Annotated in this window: 13 protein-coding genes and 1 pseudogene; 3 read left to right on the plus strand and 11 right to left on the minus strand. The window is 47.0% G+C overall.

All coding sequences use genetic code 11. From position 1 onward, the window contains the following. Positions 1–854: pseudogene (locus ABNT28_RS01000) on the minus strand (glutamine--fructose-6-phosphate aminotransferase); the annotation flags it as partial. A gap of 202 nt (positions 855–1,056) precedes the next feature. On the opposite strand from ABNT28_RS01000, the gene glmU reads away from it, so the two are divergent. Both glmU and ABNT28_RS01010 read left to right on the plus strand, forming a co-directional pair. Then, positions 1,057–2,391: a bifunctional UDP-N-acetylglucosamine diphosphorylase/glucosamine-1-phosphate N-acetyltransferase GlmU gene (glmU, locus tag ABNT28_RS01005; RefSeq protein WP_332924251.1), complete on the plus strand. Its 1,335-nt coding sequence runs from the start codon at positions 1,057–1,059 to the stop codon at positions 2,389–2,391. A 47-nt stretch (positions 2,392–2,438) separates the two neighbouring features. Beyond that, the gene (locus ABNT28_RS01010; protein WP_348720863.1) at positions 2,439–3,887 is read left to right on the plus strand and encodes a bifunctional heptose 7-phosphate kinase/heptose 1-phosphate adenyltransferase; all 1,449 of its coding nucleotides are present in this window, start codon (positions 2,439–2,441) and stop codon (positions 3,885–3,887) included. 13 nt (positions 3,888–3,900) lie between these two features. Here the strand turns inward: ABNT28_RS01010 and sbmA are convergent, their stop codons facing one another. From sbmA to miaA, 10 genes are all read right to left on the minus strand, one after another. Beyond that, entirely contained in the window at positions 3,901–5,157 is a 1,257-nt protein-coding gene (gene sbmA / locus ABNT28_RS01015; protein ID WP_332924249.1) for a peptide antibiotic transporter SbmA, read from the minus strand. 98 nt (positions 5,158–5,255) lie between these two features. After that, positions 5,256–6,347 carry a rod shape-determining protein RodA gene (rodA, locus tag ABNT28_RS01020; RefSeq protein ID WP_332924248.1) on the minus strand — a complete coding sequence of 364 codons (1,092 nt, stop codon included), beginning with the start codon at positions 6,345–6,347 and terminating at the stop codon, positions 5,256–5,258. Continuing rightward, entirely contained in the window at positions 6,344–8,296 is a 1,953-nt protein-coding gene (gene mrdA, locus ABNT28_RS01025; protein WP_332924247.1) for a penicillin-binding protein 2, read from the minus strand. The genes rodA and mrdA overlap by 4 nt, the downstream gene beginning before the upstream one ends. Next, complete coding sequence (mreD, locus tag ABNT28_RS01030; RefSeq protein WP_332924246.1) at positions 8,293–8,832, minus strand: rod shape-determining protein MreD; 540 nt, start codon at positions 8,830–8,832, stop codon at positions 8,293–8,295. The genes mrdA and mreD overlap by 4 nt, the downstream gene beginning before the upstream one ends. After that, the gene (gene mreC, locus ABNT28_RS01035; protein ID WP_332924245.1) at positions 8,832–9,746 is read right to left on the minus strand and encodes a rod shape-determining protein MreC; all 915 of its coding nucleotides are present in this window, start codon (positions 9,744–9,746) and stop codon (positions 8,832–8,834) included. The genes mreD and mreC overlap by 1 nt, the downstream gene beginning before the upstream one ends. A 13-nt stretch (positions 9,747–9,759) precedes the next feature. Beyond that, on the minus strand, positions 9,760–10,797 hold the full coding sequence (locus ABNT28_RS01040; protein WP_013045582.1) for a rod shape-determining protein: 1,038 nt from the start codon (positions 10,795–10,797) through the stop codon (positions 9,760–9,762). 116 nt (positions 10,798–10,913) lie between these two features. Further along, complete coding sequence (ilvC, locus tag ABNT28_RS01045) at positions 10,914–11,933, minus strand: ketol-acid reductoisomerase (RefSeq protein ID WP_332924244.1); 1,020 nt, start codon at positions 11,931–11,933, stop codon at positions 10,914–10,916. Positions 11,934–12,020: 87 nt separating this feature from the next. Next, entirely contained in the window at positions 12,021–12,545 is a 525-nt protein-coding gene (gene ilvN, locus ABNT28_RS01050) for an acetolactate synthase small subunit (protein WP_332924243.1), read from the minus strand. Positions 12,546–12,581: 36 nt separating this feature from the next. After that, positions 12,582–14,402 carry an acetolactate synthase 3 large subunit gene (locus tag ABNT28_RS01055; protein ID WP_332924242.1) on the minus strand — a complete coding sequence of 607 codons (1,821 nt, stop codon included), beginning with the start codon at positions 14,400–14,402 and terminating at the stop codon, positions 12,582–12,584. 191 nt (positions 14,403–14,593) lie between these two features. Further along, entirely contained in the window at positions 14,594–15,526 is a 933-nt protein-coding gene (miaA, locus tag ABNT28_RS01060; RefSeq protein ID WP_348720865.1) for a tRNA (adenosine(37)-N6)-dimethylallyltransferase MiaA, read from the minus strand. Positions 15,527–15,631: 105 nt separating this feature from the next. Here miaA and serB point away from each other — a divergent pair, with 105 nt between their 5' ends. Continuing rightward, positions 15,632–16,528: a phosphoserine phosphatase SerB gene (serB, locus tag ABNT28_RS01065; protein ID WP_348720866.1), complete on the plus strand. Its 897-nt coding sequence runs from the start codon at positions 15,632–15,634 to the stop codon at positions 16,526–16,528. Positions 16,529–16,607 lie beyond the last annotated feature (79 nt).

Genomic DNA, 16,607 nt, shown 5'->3' on the forward strand with positions numbered 1-16,607 from the left:
TCACGCGACATTTTGGCTGATATGCGGCCATCATCCCCAGTCATGCCTGCTAATGAATTCAGAATGGCATCCGGTTGTTCATGGATTTCCTTTTCCATGAAATGACGATAGCCACCCTTATCGATCATGCCCGGGCTAGCGGCCACAATGACCGTCTCGCGGTTTGCCGGGGTACCATCGCTGAGAAAAATATCCACACCATCTGCACGCACAAGCGCATAATCATGATCTTTGAGATAAAGAACTTTACGTGTCAGATGCGCAAGTGCCGTTGCATCCGACCCGATATAAGAGCCGTCATCGCCCAGACCGATTGCCAACGGTGATGCATTGCGCGCTACCATAATCACATCAGGAAAATCTTGTGCAATAGCGGCAAAAGCATAGGCGCCTCTGATTTCCGCTAAAACCTTTTGCATAGCCTGGCTTGGATCCAGACCAGCATCAAAGGCCTCGACAAATAAATGCGCTAGAACCTCGCTATCGGTATCGCTGGCAAATGTATGGCCTTGCTCTATTAAACGAGCGCGGATTGGTCGATAATTTTCGATAATGCCGTTATGGACTATTGCCACCCGGTCTGATGCCACATGCGGATGCGCATTCATCTCGGATACACCGCCATGCGTTGCCCAGCGTGTATGACCAATGCCGACTGTTCCTGAAAGTGGGTTTTGCGTCAGAACCGCATCAAGATTTACAAGCTTGCCAACTGCACGACGAAGGTCAAAGGTCGCGCCATCAAGCGTAACAATGCCCGAACTGTCATAACCACGATATTCAAGCCTTTTTAGGGCATCAAGCAAAAGTGGACTACAAGCCTGATTTCCAATCGCCCCAACAATACCGCACATCGTCACACCTCTTCATATCTATGCCAAGGCATGATTATGCCAAGCTCATTCATGTTTTGTTGATAAAGACATTTTGCGGCAAATGAAAGGCATGCCATCGCTGTAACAACAGTTTTTCGACATAGGGCGTCAATTTACTAAAACATAGCATAGTTAATGGCATTTGTTTGGAATTTGGCGTGTTTCATTCTATAAGAGTGACATGAACATTGTCGCAATTATTCTAGCTGCCGGTCAAGGCACACGGATGAAATCTGCTTTACCAAAACCACTTCATCAGGTGGGCGGTATGCCGATGCTTGGTTGGTCACTCAATGCAGCACAGGCACTTGGGACAAAACGCATCGTAACTGTATTACCCCAGCATTCGGAAACAACCCAAAGTTGGCTTGGCGATATTGAATTCGCAATTCAGCAAGAAGCCCGTGGTACCGGCCATGCTGTATTGGCCGCCAAAGACAAACTGGGGGGATTTTCTGGTGTTGCGCTGGTCATGTTTGGTGATACGCCATTAATTACCGCCACCACCCTAAGCCAACTTACCCGCCATATTGCAGATGGTGCCAATATTGCCGTGCTTGGCTTTCATGCAGATGACCCGAGTGGATACGGACGGTTCATCTGTAGCGAAGACGGGCAGTTGAACGCAATTATAGAGCATAAAGATGCCAATGAAACTGAACGCCAGATAGATTTCGTAAATGGTGGTGTCATGGCGGTTGCATGCCCACTTATATTTGACCTTTTAGACGCGGTTTCTGATGATAATGCCAATGGTGAAATTTATCTGACCGATATAGTTCATATTGCGAATGAACGTGGACTCAAGGTAGCTACATGTGAAACTGATGAAGCTGAAGTCATCGGCGTCAATAATCGTGCTGACCTTGCCAAGGTCGAGGGTATCATCCAGTCACGTTTGCGTTCAATCGTTATGGATCAAGGTGTGACGATGCTTGCACCTGAAACTGTTTTCCTATCTGCAGATGCCGTAATCGAACAGGATGTCATTATCGAACCGCATGTCGTGATTGGTACAGGCACGCATATTGGTGAAGGCAGTATAATCAAGTCATTCTCACATCTGGAAGGTGCGCGCTTGGGCCCCTGCTGTATCATTGGTCCCTATGCACGGCTTCGCCCGGGAACAATAGCTGGGGATGGCGTCAAAATTGGGAATTTTGTTGAAACCAAAAACACCAACCTTGCCAATGGTGCCAAAGCCAACCATTTGACATATCTTGGTGATGCAACGATTGGAGAGCATGCAAATATTGGCGCGGGTACAATCACCTGCAACTATGATGGTGCCAACAAATTTAAAACCCTTATTGGTGATCGCGCCTTTATAGGGTCAAATTCGGCACTTGTTGCGCCTATAAGCATTGGTGCAAACGCCATAGTAGGTGCTGGCAGTACTATCACAAACGATGTGCCAGATAACGCCATTGCTATTGCCCGTGGTAAACAGAAAAATATAGATAATGCAGCCACCGTATTTCGCAAACGCGCACAAGACAAAAAACAAAACACATAGGCCGGAAGCGTGAACATACAGGCGTATCAAAATAAGGAAATGAATGGATGACTGCTGACCTTGCTACCATTTCACAGGCATTTTGCACCATTCAAGACAGCCATATTCTTGTTGTGGGTGATGTGATGCTTGATCGGTTTGTCGATGGACATGTCAGCCGCATTTCTCCCGAAGCCCCCGTTCCCATTCTAGAAAAATCAGCCGTCAAACAGATGCCAGGCGGCAGTGCCAATGTTGCCTGTAATTTGGCTTTTCTTGGTGCAAAAACAACATTGATCGGCGTCATTGGTGACGATGAATCTGGACAGCTTCTTGTTGCTGAACTGGGCAAGAATCCATCAATTACATTTCTGCCTCACATAGTTGCCGGACGCCCAACAACGTTAAAAACACGCTATCGGGCGGCAGGCCAGCAAATTTTGCGGGTTGATGATGAAGACATGTCACCGCTTGCATCTGATGCGACCAAAGCCATTCTTAGCCAGATTGAAGTCAGCCTGAAATCCACGCCGGCTGTTGATGCGGTGATTATTTCCGACTATGCAAAAGGATGTCTGACGCCAACCATCATTCAGAAGATTGTCGCTTTATGTAAAAAGGCAGGAATCAAATCTGTAGCTGATCCGAAACTGGCTGATTTTTCAGCTTATCATGGTGTGGATATTCTGACCCCCAATCTGGCCGAATTGCGTGCAGCCAGTGATGCAACACTGACCGATATAGATGATATAGTCACAGTCGCGCATGACCTTGTTATCAAACATGAACTTGGTGCCATTTTGGCAACATTGAGTGCCCGAGGCATGGTTTTGACTATGGCAGGCGGCACAACAATTCATGGGGCAGCAACAGCCCGGGACGTATTCGATGTATCGGGTGCTGGCGATACTGTTGTCGCCGCAGTTGCCGCATGTGTGGCGCAAAATATTGAACCTCCGCTTGCTGTTGATATTGCCAATCTTGCCGCTGGTGTTGCTGTTGCAAAATCTGGCACAGCCATTGTCAGCCCTGGCGAGGTTCTTGGCCAACTTCACGCGCCACAAATTGCGACTGACTGGCCCCATTGGGCCGAACAATGCCGACAATGGCGTGAAAATGGTGTCAAAATAGGATTTACCAATGGATGTTTTGATTTATTGCATCCGGGACATATTTATCTGTTGCAACAGGCCGCTTCGTATTGTGAGCGCCTGATCGTAGGGGTAAATAGCGATCGTTCGGTAAAGCGCCTAAAGGGCAATAGCCGCCCATTGCAGGCCTGTGACAGTCGCGCAAGCGTGCTGTCATCCCTCCCCTTTATTGATGGCGTTGCCGTGTTTGATGAAGATACGCCGCTTGATCTTGTCAGCATATTACAGCCCGATGTCATCATAAAAGGCGGCGATTATACAGCAACAGATGTTGTCGGCGCAGATATTGTCAATGCGCGCGGGGGTGAGGTTGTGATCATCCCCACCCTTGGCACATTTTCTAGTAGCACGATTATCAACCGGTAAAAATTCCAGTTCACTAATCCTCTATTTTCCTTTGCGCATCAAGATAGTCCTGATCGATTTTTGGCAATGGCATATCTGCCATAGCAGCCTCGAATGATGCCAGGCGTTTGTGAATAGATAATAATTCAACGATTGTAGGCCATGAATTGACCAAAAACTGGAATGAAGACGCGACCTGACCAAAGGCTGTCAAAATCTGCTGTAAAATACCATAGGTGATTTTGGCAGCGACAATTGTTGGGACCAGAATAAAATAGGCAAACAAATTATCGGCCTGTAAATATAATGATCGCGTGACGTTGAAATACAGATAGTGAAAATAAAGTTTGAAATAGTTCCGCCTTACATTCATGAACAACTCTTCCAAAGTTATTGGAGCCGCACGGTTGGAATCATCTTCACCAAGTACGAGTTCTTTTCTGAATGCCGCTTCAACGCGCTGGTTTTTAAAATAAAGACCTGGCAGTTTAACGCCAACCACCGCCAGCAAAACTGTTCCAAATAGAGACCAGAACAAAACAGCTGTCATTAATGGCGCTGGTATCTCTCCCACGATTGGAAGCTCGGTCACATGCACAGACAATTCAAACAAAATTGGAAGAAAGGCAAATAATGTCATTATGGAATCAACGATTGAGACGCCCAGCCCTTCAACAATGCTAGCAAATCGTTGCGTGTCTTCCTGAATACGCTGTGATGCGCCTTCAACATGACGCACACGATTCCATTGTGCGGTATAATATTCATTCATCGCTGTACGCCAACGAAACACGTAATGACTTACAAAAAAACGCGTGAATGTGAAGATTGCAACCGCGATAAAAGCGATTTCGGCAAACGTTCCCATAAGCGCATAAAAATCACCAATAGTGACGTTACCTTCACCCATTAACGAATTTTGAAGCGTGTCACCAAACGGACGGCGCCAGTGATTGATGGCGACAGACACCTGAACGCCATAATAAGTGCTGAACAGGATAAGAGCTGACCCAAGGATTGACCATCTATGCCATTTGCTGGGGGATATTTTTTGCCAGAACAACCAGAACGGAACCGTTGCCAAAATATAATATAGATAGAACCATAAAAAACTTGGCGTGACGAAAAAACCCATCCCTATGACTGGTGGCGCCCCTTCTTCCGCAAACTCAAACCCAAGAAGCGTGCCAACATCTGTCCCTAGGGTGAACCAGAACAAAACCACAATGGTTGCCCATATGAGCAAGCTTGAAAAAAACAATTTTGGTCTAGGGAAAAACGATTCAAACATCTTATTCCTTTCCATGCACAGCGGGTAAAATCATGCTTGTACAGGTTTTGTTATAATTTCATCAGTAAACTACATTAAACTAATTTAGTCTTTTAATTTTACTGTTCAATGCGATCATGCACACTGGCGCTCGCCACAATGCCGATACCAACAAATACCGTAAGCATGGCAGTGCCCCCATATGAAATCAGCGGCAGCGGGGCGCCAACAACAGGCAGTAAGCCTGTCACCATGGCAACATTAACGAACATATAAAGAAATAACATGACGGCAATGCCAACACAGGTTAGCTGGGCAAATCGTGACGCCACGCGGTAGCTGATATGCAAAATCGCGGCAACGATCAGCATATATATCAGCAATATAAACAAATTGCCGACAAGGCCAAATTCCTCACCAATCATGGTAAAGACAAAATCCGTCTGTTTTTCTGGCAAGTAGTTCAGATGGGCTTGACTGCCTAGCAGAAAACCTTTGCCAAACATGCCCCCTGACCCCAATGCAATTTTTGACTGGGTAATCTGATAACCCGTTCCAAGCAGATCAGCCTCAGGGTTCAGAAATGTCATAACCCGCGCTTTCTGATAGGCATGCAAATTCATCCATAAGACAGGAATGGCCGCACAACCTGAGAGGAACGCAATCGCTACATAGCGCCAAGGTATGCCAGCGACAAAAATAACAGCAACAGCCCCTAAAAACAGCATGAGCGCAGTACCAAGGTCTGGCTGTTTTAGCACCAGCAAAAAGGGCACGCCAACAAGTACCAAGGTTGGCAAATAGGTCAGGATTGACTGAAATTTATCCGCTGGTTGTTCATCAAAATAACGCGCAAGCGCCATTATAACGGCAATTTTAGCTGGCTCTGATGGCTGAAACGTAAAACCACCAATGGTGATCCAGCGTGACACGCCGCTACCTGTTCCAATAAACAAAAGTAAAATCAGAACAACAATTGTGGCCAGAAATAATGGATAAACAACCGCGCGTATATATTTGAAATCTATAAAGGCGAAGATGATGACAATCGCCAGACCAGCACCCGCACGCATGGCATGACGCCCTGCCCATGGCACCCATGACCCTTCAGATGCTGAATATAATGCCAGTGATCCCACCACAACCAGAATGCCAGCAAGAAAAATAATATGCCATGGTATCCGGAACATGACTTTGCTAACGCTGATCATACGCCCAGCTCTGAAATTGTTTTGGCCATAATATCGCGGGCAATCGGCGCCGCCATTGATGATCCACTACCACCATGCTCAACCACTATTGAAATCGCATATTTAGGCGCGATAATGGGCGCATAGGCTACAAATAAAGCGTGGTCACGTTCTTTCCACGGACGGTCGATGTTCTTGGTGATACCGTCCTCGCGTTGCTGTTTGGTAATGCGCTTTACCTGCACCGTACCTGTTTTGCCTGCCATGCCACCATATGTCTTGGATAACGCATAGTTTCGCGCTGTGCCCAACGGCCCATCTGTAACCGCAAGCATACCTTTACGAATTATTGCCAAAGCTGATTCTGGAATATTAAGCGGTTCAAAAACGGGGGGGGTATTTGGATCATGCATAACCAGCGATGGGTTAACCGCATATTTTCCATTGGCAATTCTTGCCGTCATGACCGCAAGTTGAAGCGGTGTTGTCAGCACATAGCCCTGCCCAATCGCTGCCACAACTGTTTCGCCAGGTGTCCAGACTTTTCCGTGCGTTGCCAGTTTCCATTCATGACTAGGAATAATACCTGACTTTTCACCAGGTATATCAAGACCTGTAACATCGCCAAGCCCAAGCCGAAGAGCCATATTCCGGATGCGTTTAATGCCGGTTTTTAACGCCACTTCATAAAAATAAACATCACAGGACTGTTCCAACGCCGAAGTGATATTCATGCGTCCGTGCCCACCTTTACGCCAGCAATGAAATGTTGCGTTGCCAAGCTCCATATCACCTTTACAGAAAAAAGATGATGTTTCGGAAATGATGCCGGCTTCAAGTGCGGCAAGGCCAACCACCATTTTAAAGGTTGATCCCGGGGCATACATCCCAGACGTTGAACGATTCAATAATGGCCGCCGCGGATGGTTGTTCAATCGCCGCCAGTCGCGTGTCAGCAGTTTTTCAGTAAACATATTCGGGTCATACATTGGCGTTGAAACCAAGGAAACGACGTTACCTGTATGAATGTCCATGACCACTGCCGCACCAGACTCAGGCGGCGTCAAACGCCCTTTTGAATCACGCAAGATCAGATCATCGCCGCTGGTAATATGCGCAACCAGTTCTGGATTAGTGGCCAAGCCAGCCTGAACATCCTTTTCGCCAAAAGACACGACTTCTGAGCGTCCATGACGCAAAACCTTGCTAGCATGAAGCTGCACACCAATATCGATGGATAGCTTAAGATCGTTGCCTGCCTTGGGATCGGTATCGCGCAACACGCGAATGGGGCGCCCACGTGCATTGACTTCAATTCTTTCATAGCCAGGCATACCGCGTAAGCTTGGCTCTTGTGCATATTCAACGCCAATTTTTCCTGTCGATAAATCAGGCATTTGTAGCAAGCTGCTATCACGTTCGATTTCATCGCTGCTGATTGGCGACACATATCCCGTGATATGACAGGTTAAGGCACCTTGAGGATAAATACGCCGTAACGACTTTTCAAAAGAAACACCGGAAAAATAAGCACTTCGTATAGCTAGGCGCGCCAATTCACGCTGCGTAAGGTTGCGTCGTACAATCAATTCGCGGAAAGATGGCTGTTTTTTTGCCGTTTCTAGCACACTGGCCTGAACCGAATCCGGCAGGTTAATAACTCTAGAAAGTGACCGAAGCGTCCTAGCCATATCCTTGACATGCATAGGCGTCATTCTCAGCTGGAACGACTCGGCATTACCAGCGATCAGGCGCATCTTGTTATCATAAATCCGCCCACGCGGGGGCGCTACAACACGAAGATCAAACTGGTTTTTATCTGAAAGCCTCTTATAACGACGATTCTGTGTAACTTGAAGCTGATACAGACGGCCACCCAAAAACCCCGTCAACAATAGTTGACCAATACCCAAGACGGCACTACGCCGCGACACATTGCGGCGAAAATCTCTTTCCTTTGCCCTATTCACGCGAACACCTTTATGCGCTCAAGCAAATTTGAAATAGCAAAAAGAAAAATATAAGAAATTGGAAAGAGTATCAACGTCACGCCAATCTGGAACATCATTGGTGATAATGATGGAATAGCAAAGTTGATTGCCGAAAAGAAAATAAGCTGAAACAACATAACCGCAATGATGGCGATCACAAAATTGATCCATACTTTCAGGAATTCATCATCTTGGGGATCAGTTACACGCAAATTCATAAACAAAACAAGAAGCATATAGGATGTTGCACGACCACCGATAAGATCGGAAAACAGAATATCTGAAAGCAACCCCATGATAAAAATTGTAATAAATGGCATCAATTTATTATGATATAGCGTCATCCAGTAGATGAAAATCAGCGATAATAATGGCACTGCGCCATAAAATATTGGCCAGCTAGCCAACGCCCCTTCAAACAGCACCAAAATTATACCAACAAAGCCGATTAAAAAGCGTCCTGATACCTCAGAATGCTCCATTGCTTTTTCGAAATACTGTCCTGTCTTTTTCATTATTGCCGCGCCCCTGAAGCATTAACGCCTTCAAGTAAGCGTGTGTTTTCATCAATGGGCAAGGGTGTATAGAATTCTTCGAGTTCCAAATTATTTGTATCAACGCCCTCTAGTCCTCCCAAAAGGACAGAGACAAAACTCAGATGCCGAAAATCGACTGCAGGCTTAATTCTTACGAAACCCTTCTCGACAAGATCGACGCGGCCAACTGGCAATCCTGCTGGCAAAACACCACCATGGCCAGATGTCAGCACCAATTCACCTAATGATGGCACTGCCTCCTCAGGTAGAAAAGCTAATTCAAGATAGGTACCATTCTTGCCCATTGTCAAACCGGGCCAAGATGATGATGCAAGAATAACTGGTATTCGCGCATTAATATCACTAATCAGCAAAACGCGCGAATGTGATGCCCCGACATCAACGACCATACCAACCAGCCCATCAGCTGTAACAACCGGATTGCCAGGTTGCACACCTTTATCAGCCCCATTCGAAACCAGCACTGTATGGGCAAAACTGCCACCAGGAGCCGTCACAGCACGTGCGGTCAATGGTACACGCCCTTTAGGCGCAAGCGCACCTGTAACACTTCGTAGCTGGCGGTTCTCACTTTCAAGAATCTCAGCGCGTCTTTGCCAGCGTTTCAGCAAATCATTTTCGGCCACAAGGCGAACGTTTTCAGCACGCAATGACGCAACTGTACGGATGCCTTCTACCATGGTTTCAACACCACGGACAGGAATGGAAATGAAATCAATGGCGGGCGCAAGAAAATCGTTCGCGCCCATCTGGGCATTACGCCACGCCAATATGTCTGCCTTGCCGACAAACATCAGCGAAAAGCTTATCACCATTAGCAGACCATGCGCGACACGCCTTTGTCTGACCCTATGTTTATCAGACGCTCGCATAGCCATGCCTACCCTAAGCGCCGATCAGCACATTCCGCAAAGTTTTGAGTTCCTCAAGGCAACGTCCGGTTCCAAGAGCCACACAGCTAAGCGGGTTTTCGGCAATCGATATAGGAAGCCCTGTCGCATCACGAAGCACACCATCAATATCACGTAACAACGCCCCGCCACCTGTCATGACAATGCCTTTTTCGACAATATCGGCAGCAAGTTCAGGCGGCGCCTGTTCAAGTGCCATTTTCACACCGTCAACAATCTGGCGAACCGGATCTGAGATGGCTTCGGCAACTTGTGCTTCGGTAATCGTAATTTCTTTTGGCACACCATTTACAAGGTCACGACCACGCACCTCGATTTTTGTCCCACTGCTTTTTTCAGGCTTGCGGGCAATACCAATTGTTTTCTTGATGCGCTCGGCGCTTGCTTCACCAATCAGCAAATTATGCGTGCGCCGCATATAGGCGATGATCGCTTCGTCAATTTTATCACCACCGACGCGAACTGAATGGGCAAAGACAATATTACCAAGGGAAAGAATAGCCACCTCGGTTGTGCCACCGCCAATATCAACGACCATAGAACCTGATGGTTCGGTCACAGGCAAGGCAGCACCGATAGCGGCGGCCATTGGTTCTTCGATCAGAAATACACGGCGCGCACCAGCGGCCTCAGCCGACTCCTGAATAGCGCGGCGTTCAACAGCTGTTGACCCCGAAGGAACACAAATAATAACCTGTGGGCTGGCAAATGATAAACGACCATTAACCTTGCGGATAAAGTGCTTAATCATTTCTTCGGCGACTTCAAAATCAGCAATCACACCATCAGCCATTGGCCGGATCGCGCGAATGTTGCCAGGTGTTTTACCCAGCATCACTTTTGCTTCTTCACCAACAGCCAAAACCTGAGTCTTACCTCTCATTTCAGCCATCGCAACGACAGATGGTTCATCCAGAACCACGCCCCTACCCTTAACATAAACAAGTGTATTAGCAGTACCTAGATCAATACCAATATCTGCCGAAAACAAACCAAGTAGCGAGCCAATCATTCGGTGTCTCCAGAATTTTAGTTACACACAATGCGTAACTTAAGGCCTATGTGACAAAGAACATACGTCCTTTGTCACCATTTGTTTATACATGTAGATGATAAATGCGGCGAAATCTAGTTCTTTGCCTTATCTACAAGACGGTTTGCACCAATCCACGGCATCATACCGCGCAAACGCTCACCAACTTCTTCAATTGGATGTTCTGCATTGCGGCGACGCGTGGCTTTAAAGCTGGTCTGACGAACGCGATTTTCAAGCATCCAGTCACGTGTAAATCGGCCTGACTGAATATCCTCAAGCACACGCTTCATCTCAGCCTTGGTCTCTTCGGTTACGATCCGAGGACCCGTGACATATTCACCATATTCAGCCGTGTTTGAAATTGAGTAATTCATGTTTGCGATACCGCCTTCATAAATCAGATCAACGATCAGCTTTACTTCATGCAGACACTCAAAATAGGCCATTTCAGGTGCATAACCAGCTTCGACCAGAGTTTCGAAACCAGCTTTGATAAGCTCACACAAACCACCACAAAGAACGACCTGCTCACCGAACAGATCGGTTTCGCACTCTTCCTGAAATGTTGTCTCGATGATGCCTGAACGGCCACCACCTACAGCAGAAGCATATGATAGACCAATGGCATGCGCATTGCCTGATGCGTCCTGATGAACAGCTAACAGACATGGCACCCCGCCACCTTTGGCATATTCAGACCGGACAGTATGTCCAGGTCCCTTTGGCGCGATCATCATCACGTCAATGTCGCCACGTGGCTCAATCAAATTGAAATGGACATTCAAGCCATGCGCAAATGCAATGGCGGCACCCGGACGGATATTTTCGGCAATTTCATCTGAATAGATGTCTGCCTGCAATTCGTCAGGTGTCAGCATCATAACCACATCTGCCCATGCAGACGCTTCTGGCACATCCATAACCTTAAAACCAGCTTCGCTGGCTTTAGCCCGCGTGCTAGAATCGGGACGAAGCGCTACCGCCACGTCAACAACGCCACTGTCTTTCAGATTAGCAGCATGGGCATGGCCCTGACTTCCATAGCCTACGATAACGACCTTTTTCTTTTTGATAAGCCCGACATCGGCATCACGATCATAATAGACACGCATTGATATGTTTCTCCTAGTTCAAAAACGTAAAAGCAAGCGCATGCTTGCCTGCACCACATAGAGGTGGTGACTTGATTAGACATAAAGCTACCGAGCCGAAAGATCGACTAGATTACCCCTAGAAATAGCCGATACCCCTGTACGGGCAATTTCGACCTCACCAAGCGAGCGCATCAGATCAATGAATGCACCAACCTTGGATGAATTTCCTGTTACTTCAAATACAAAACTATCTAGTGTGCTGTCTAGTGTTCTTGCACGGAAAGTGTCAGCAATTCTCAAAGCTTCTATCCGCCCATCACCTTTATTGATAATTTTCACCAATGCAAGCTCGCGTTCGATAAAGGCTGTTGTCTCGGTAAGATCGCAAACGCCATGTATAGGCACAAGGCGCGATAATTGCGCCTTGATTTGCTCTATTATCATCGGGGTACCGCTGGTTACGATAGAAATTCTCGAGATAGCAATGTCCACATCCACTTCGGACACAGTCAAACTTTCGATATTGTACCCACGTCCGGAAAATAACCCAATAACACGCGCCAACACGCCAGGCTCATTATCAACAAGTACAGAAATTATGTGGCGTTCTACCACGTCAGTCGTCTTCATGCTTAACTCCTTGAGTGTGCGATCTAGTTGGTTGCTCTAGACCAACACCATGCCTTCTTCAGAAATCGGCTTTTCAGCCTGATCAGCTGGACCAAGCAACATTTCGTTATGTGCTGCACCCGACGGGATCATGGGAAAACAGTTTTCATCTTTGGTTACGCGAATGTCAGCAATGACCGGCCCATCAGTCTCAAGCATTTGCGTTATGACATCATCCAGCTCATTCGCAGATTGTGCCACAAGGCCTGTCATGCCAAAGGTATCAGCCAGTTTAACAAAATCAGGCAATGACGCACTATAGGATTCCGAATAGCGGCCACCATGAATCAATTCCTGCCATTGCCGAACCATGCCCATCCATTCGTTATTGATGATAAACATCTTCACTGGCAAATTATATTGCGCCAGAGTCGATAATTCCTGCATATTCATCATGAATGAAGCTTCTCCAGCAATATCGATTACCAGCGCGTCTGGATGCGCCACCTGAACGCCCATTGCTGATGGCAGACCATACCCCATCGTACCTAAGCCACCAGATGTCATCCAGCGGTTAGGCGCTTCGAAATCAAAATATTGTGCTGCCCACATCTGATGCTGACCAACTTCAGTGGTGACATAGACATCATGTTCACGCGTCATGTCACATAGCCGCTTAATGGCATGCTGGGGTTTGATAATATCACCCGACTGATCAAAACCAAGACACTTGCGTGCCTGCCAGCCTTTAATCTGTTTCCACCAGGATGTAAGCGACTCAGCATGCGGTTTAAATGATTGCGCTTTCATCTCGGCAATCAACATTTCCAGAACCACTGTCGCATCACCAATGACCGCCAGATCAACCGAAACATTCTTATTGATTGATGAAGAGTCGATATCAATGTGAATTTTTTCCGAATTCGGTGCGAAACCTGAAATACGGCCTGTTACACGGTCGTCAAAACGCGCACCGACATTCAACATAATATCACAATCATGCATCGCCAGATTAGCTTCATAGGTGCCATGCATGCCAAGCATGCCTAGAAAATGAGCGTCAGATGCTGGCAATGCGCCTAGCCCCATCAAAGTCAAAGTTGTTGGCCAGCCTGTCATATGCACAAGTTCATGCAATAACTGAGACGCTCTGGGGCCTGAATTAATGATGCCACCACCCCCATAAATGATTGGGCGACGCGCACGTTTCAGCATCGCCACAGCCTGCTTGATCACGTCATTATCTGGACGGGTGGCAACCGAATAGCGCCCGCGCGCCTTTGATGCCACAGCATCATCCAAGGATGTATCATGATAACCATATTCACCCATCAAAATATCTTTGGGTAAATCAATCAATACCGGCCCGGGGCGTCCGGTGCTGGCAACATGAAAGGCTTCAATTACAGTATGCTGAAGTTTGGTGCCGTCTTTGACCAGATAGTTATGCTTGGTACAAGCACGCGTAATTCCGGTGGTATCAGCTTCCTGAAATGCATCATTACCAATAAGATGCGTTGGTACTTGGCCTGTTAGACATACAACCGGCACTGAGTCCATCAAGGCATCGGTCAAGCCAGTAACAGCATTTGTTGCCCCTGGGCCAGAAGTCACCAGCACGACCCCGACCTTGCCTGTTGACCGCGCATAACCTTCTGCCGCATGCACTGCGGCCTGCTCGTGGCGCACAAGTATGTGACGGATCTTATTGTTTTTAAACAAAGCATCATAAATAGGCAGAACAGCCCCGCCCGGATATCCAAAAATGACTTCAACGCCCTCATCTTCGAGCGTTTTGAGCAAAATTTCAGCACCAGCCATAGGCTGTGTAACTGCGTCGGGGGACATAGGGCTATTCTCAGGGGATGACTTAGCCATCATTTTTTCCTTTAGTAATATCTGTAAACAAACAAAGCTGCCATTTAAGGCAGCAAAGCATATTTTTAATCCGTTGTAACGACACCAAATCGCTGTTAAGGCAACTTATATTTCTTGCAACTTTAACTTTTTTACAAGAAATCCAATGTGATTCAGGCAGTTCTTTAATGATTGGTGCCAGTTTTTTACCTCTAGGTCAACCTATTTTCACAAAGATTAGCAAAGATTTCTTCAAAAAAACTTTCCGAATATTTCTTATTCAATTCAAATTTCGCATTAAAATTATTTCTTAGCCATGTCATCTGGCGTTTTGCGTAATGCCGACTATCCTGTTTGGATTGATGAATTGCATCAGCTTTAGCAACATCACCATCAAGATATGCTGATAATTGGCGAACCCCCAACGCTTTCATCACGGGCAAGCCACCATCAAGGTTGCGCGCACATAGTGTTTTCACCTCATCAACCGCCCCTGCCTCTATCATCATATCAAAGCGGTCATTTATCCGTTTATAAAGAACATCGCGATCAGGTAGCAGTTTGACAGTCGTTGCCACACCTTCAAACGCGCCTTCATGCGGGTCTTCCTGCCATGCGCTGATTGGTCGTCCGGTTGCCTTCACCACCCCCATCGCGCGAATAAGCCGCTGGGTATCACCATCAAATAGACGCGCGGCTGTTACCGGATCAAATTCAGCCAACGCCTGTCGAAAGCCAGCACCCCCCATATCGGTATGAAGCGCAACAGCGGCATCATGAACAGCGCGCGGCACTTCGGGAATTGACGCCAACCCAGACAAGCCAGCATTTAGATACATCCCTGTGCCACCAATGATAATCGGTATTTTACCAGCGTCCCAGGCTGCTTGCATTTCGGTAGCGGCCATTTCCAGCCACATGGCCACCGATGCCCGTATATTGCCATCAAGCACACCATAAAGACGGTGCGGTGCCAATGCCATATCGGCATCTGAGGGGCGCGCTGTAATGACATGAAGGTCTTTATAAAGCTGCATCGAGTCTGCATTTATGATGACCCCATCCAACCTGATAGCCATCTCGATAGACAATTTGGACTTGCCCGAAGCGGTCGGCCCCGCGATCATGATGTAATGTTTCGTCATAAATGTTACCCCAGCATTTTATGGCATAATTTATAGTGGCATGATACATCCCTGCATACCTTGCTCTTAGGACGAACAGACACTCATTTCAAACAAAGGCTTGTCATGAATTACGCCATAATTTTCACTACCAGCCAGATGTCTGTTACGCCAGAAAGTGCCGCCGATTGGATGGCTCCTTTTTTAGCAACATTGCCGGACATTGATATAGCTGGTGAGGCAACATGGTTAGCCAAAAGCCATGCCGCCGAAATAATCGTGGCAGATAATACAGAAATAGATATTGCCAAGCTCCGTAATACTGCGAATGAAATGCATATTGATGTGAATATCGTTCCCACCCAGAACCGCCGTAAACGCCTGTTAATTGCCGATATGGACAGCACAATCATCACATCAGAGTCGCTTGACGATTTGGCACGCATGGCCGGACTTGACGATCAAATTGCCCAGATCACCAAAGAATCAATGGCTGGCAACATAGATTTTGATGAATCAATCGATGCCCGCGTAGCGATCTTAGCAGGAAAACCGGCAACTCTATTTAACCAGTTACTTGATGACATGACACTCACCGCCGGTGCTATTTCACTTGTCAAAACCATGCGCGCTAATGGTGCTTATTGTTATCTTATATCTGGGGGATTTGACTTTGCCACAGCGCATATCAGGGATATATGCGGCTTTCATGATGACCATGCCAATCATATGAACATATCGTCTGGCTTGATTGAAGGCACGGTCAGAAAACCAATCCTGAACCGCAGCGCAAAGGCTCACTATCTGGCGCAATATTGTGCAACGCATCACCTGACAATGGCTGATGCGGCTACGATAGGTGATGGGGCTAACGACCTTGAAATGCTACAAGCGGCCAGCTTTGGCGTTGCCTTTCAAGGCAAACCAATACTCCGTAAACACATAAAGTTACAGCTCAACCATACTGATCTGACCGGTTTACTATATCTTCAGGGCTATGCCCGTCACGAATTTGTTTCTTAACAGCCAGATTTAGCCATCAAACACAGTTCCACTAATCCCACTAAAAAGGCGCCCCTCTTATTTGAAAGGGCGCCCTTTA

The sequence above is a fragment of the uncultured Candidatus Puniceispirillum sp. genome (assembly GCF_963979125.1).
In the GTDB taxonomy this organism is placed as follows: Bacteria; Pseudomonadota; Alphaproteobacteria; order Puniceispirillales; family Puniceispirillaceae; genus Puniceispirillum.

What these genes read in the sequence shown, in the direction of transcription:
- glmU (WP_332924251.1), top strand. Translation starts at nt 1,057, where the DNA reads ATGAACATTGTCGCAATTATTCTAGCTGCCGGTCAAGGCACACGGATG.
- ABNT28_RS01010 (WP_348720863.1), top strand. Translation starts at nt 2,439, where the DNA reads ATGACTGCTGACCTTGCTACCATTTCACAGGCATTTTGCACCATTCAA.
- sbmA (WP_332924249.1), bottom strand. Translation starts at nt 5,157, where the DNA reads ATGTTTGAATCGTTTTTCCCTAGACCAAAATTGTTTTTTTCAAGCTTG.
- rodA (WP_332924248.1), bottom strand. Translation starts at nt 6,347, where the DNA reads ATGATCAGCGTTAGCAAAGTCATGTTCCGGATACCATGGCATATTATT.
- mreD (WP_332924246.1), bottom strand. Translation starts at nt 8,832, where the DNA reads ATGAAAAAGACAGGACAGTATTTCGAAAAAGCAATGGAGCATTCTGAG.
- mreC (WP_332924245.1), bottom strand. Translation starts at nt 9,746, where the DNA reads ATGCGAGCGTCTGATAAACATAGGGTCAGACAAAGGCGTGTCGCGCAT.
- ABNT28_RS01040 (WP_013045582.1), bottom strand. Translation starts at nt 10,797, where the DNA reads ATGATTGGCTCGCTACTTGGTTTGTTTTCGGCAGATATTGGTATTGAT.
- ilvC (WP_332924244.1), bottom strand. Translation starts at nt 11,933, where the DNA reads ATGCGTGTCTATTATGATCGTGATGCCGATGTCGGGCTTATCAAAAAG.
- ilvN (WP_332924243.1), bottom strand. Translation starts at nt 12,545, where the DNA reads ATGAAGACGACTGACGTGGTAGAACGCCACATAATTTCTGTACTTGTT.
- ABNT28_RS01055 (WP_332924242.1), bottom strand. Translation starts at nt 14,402, where the DNA reads ATGGCTAAGTCATCCCCTGAGAATAGCCCTATGTCCCCCGACGCAGTT.
- miaA (WP_348720865.1), bottom strand. Translation starts at nt 15,526, where the DNA reads ATGACGAAACATTACATCATGATCGCGGGGCCGACCGCTTCGGGCAAG.
- serB (WP_348720866.1), top strand. Translation starts at nt 15,632, where the DNA reads ATGAATTACGCCATAATTTTCACTACCAGCCAGATGTCTGTTACGCCA.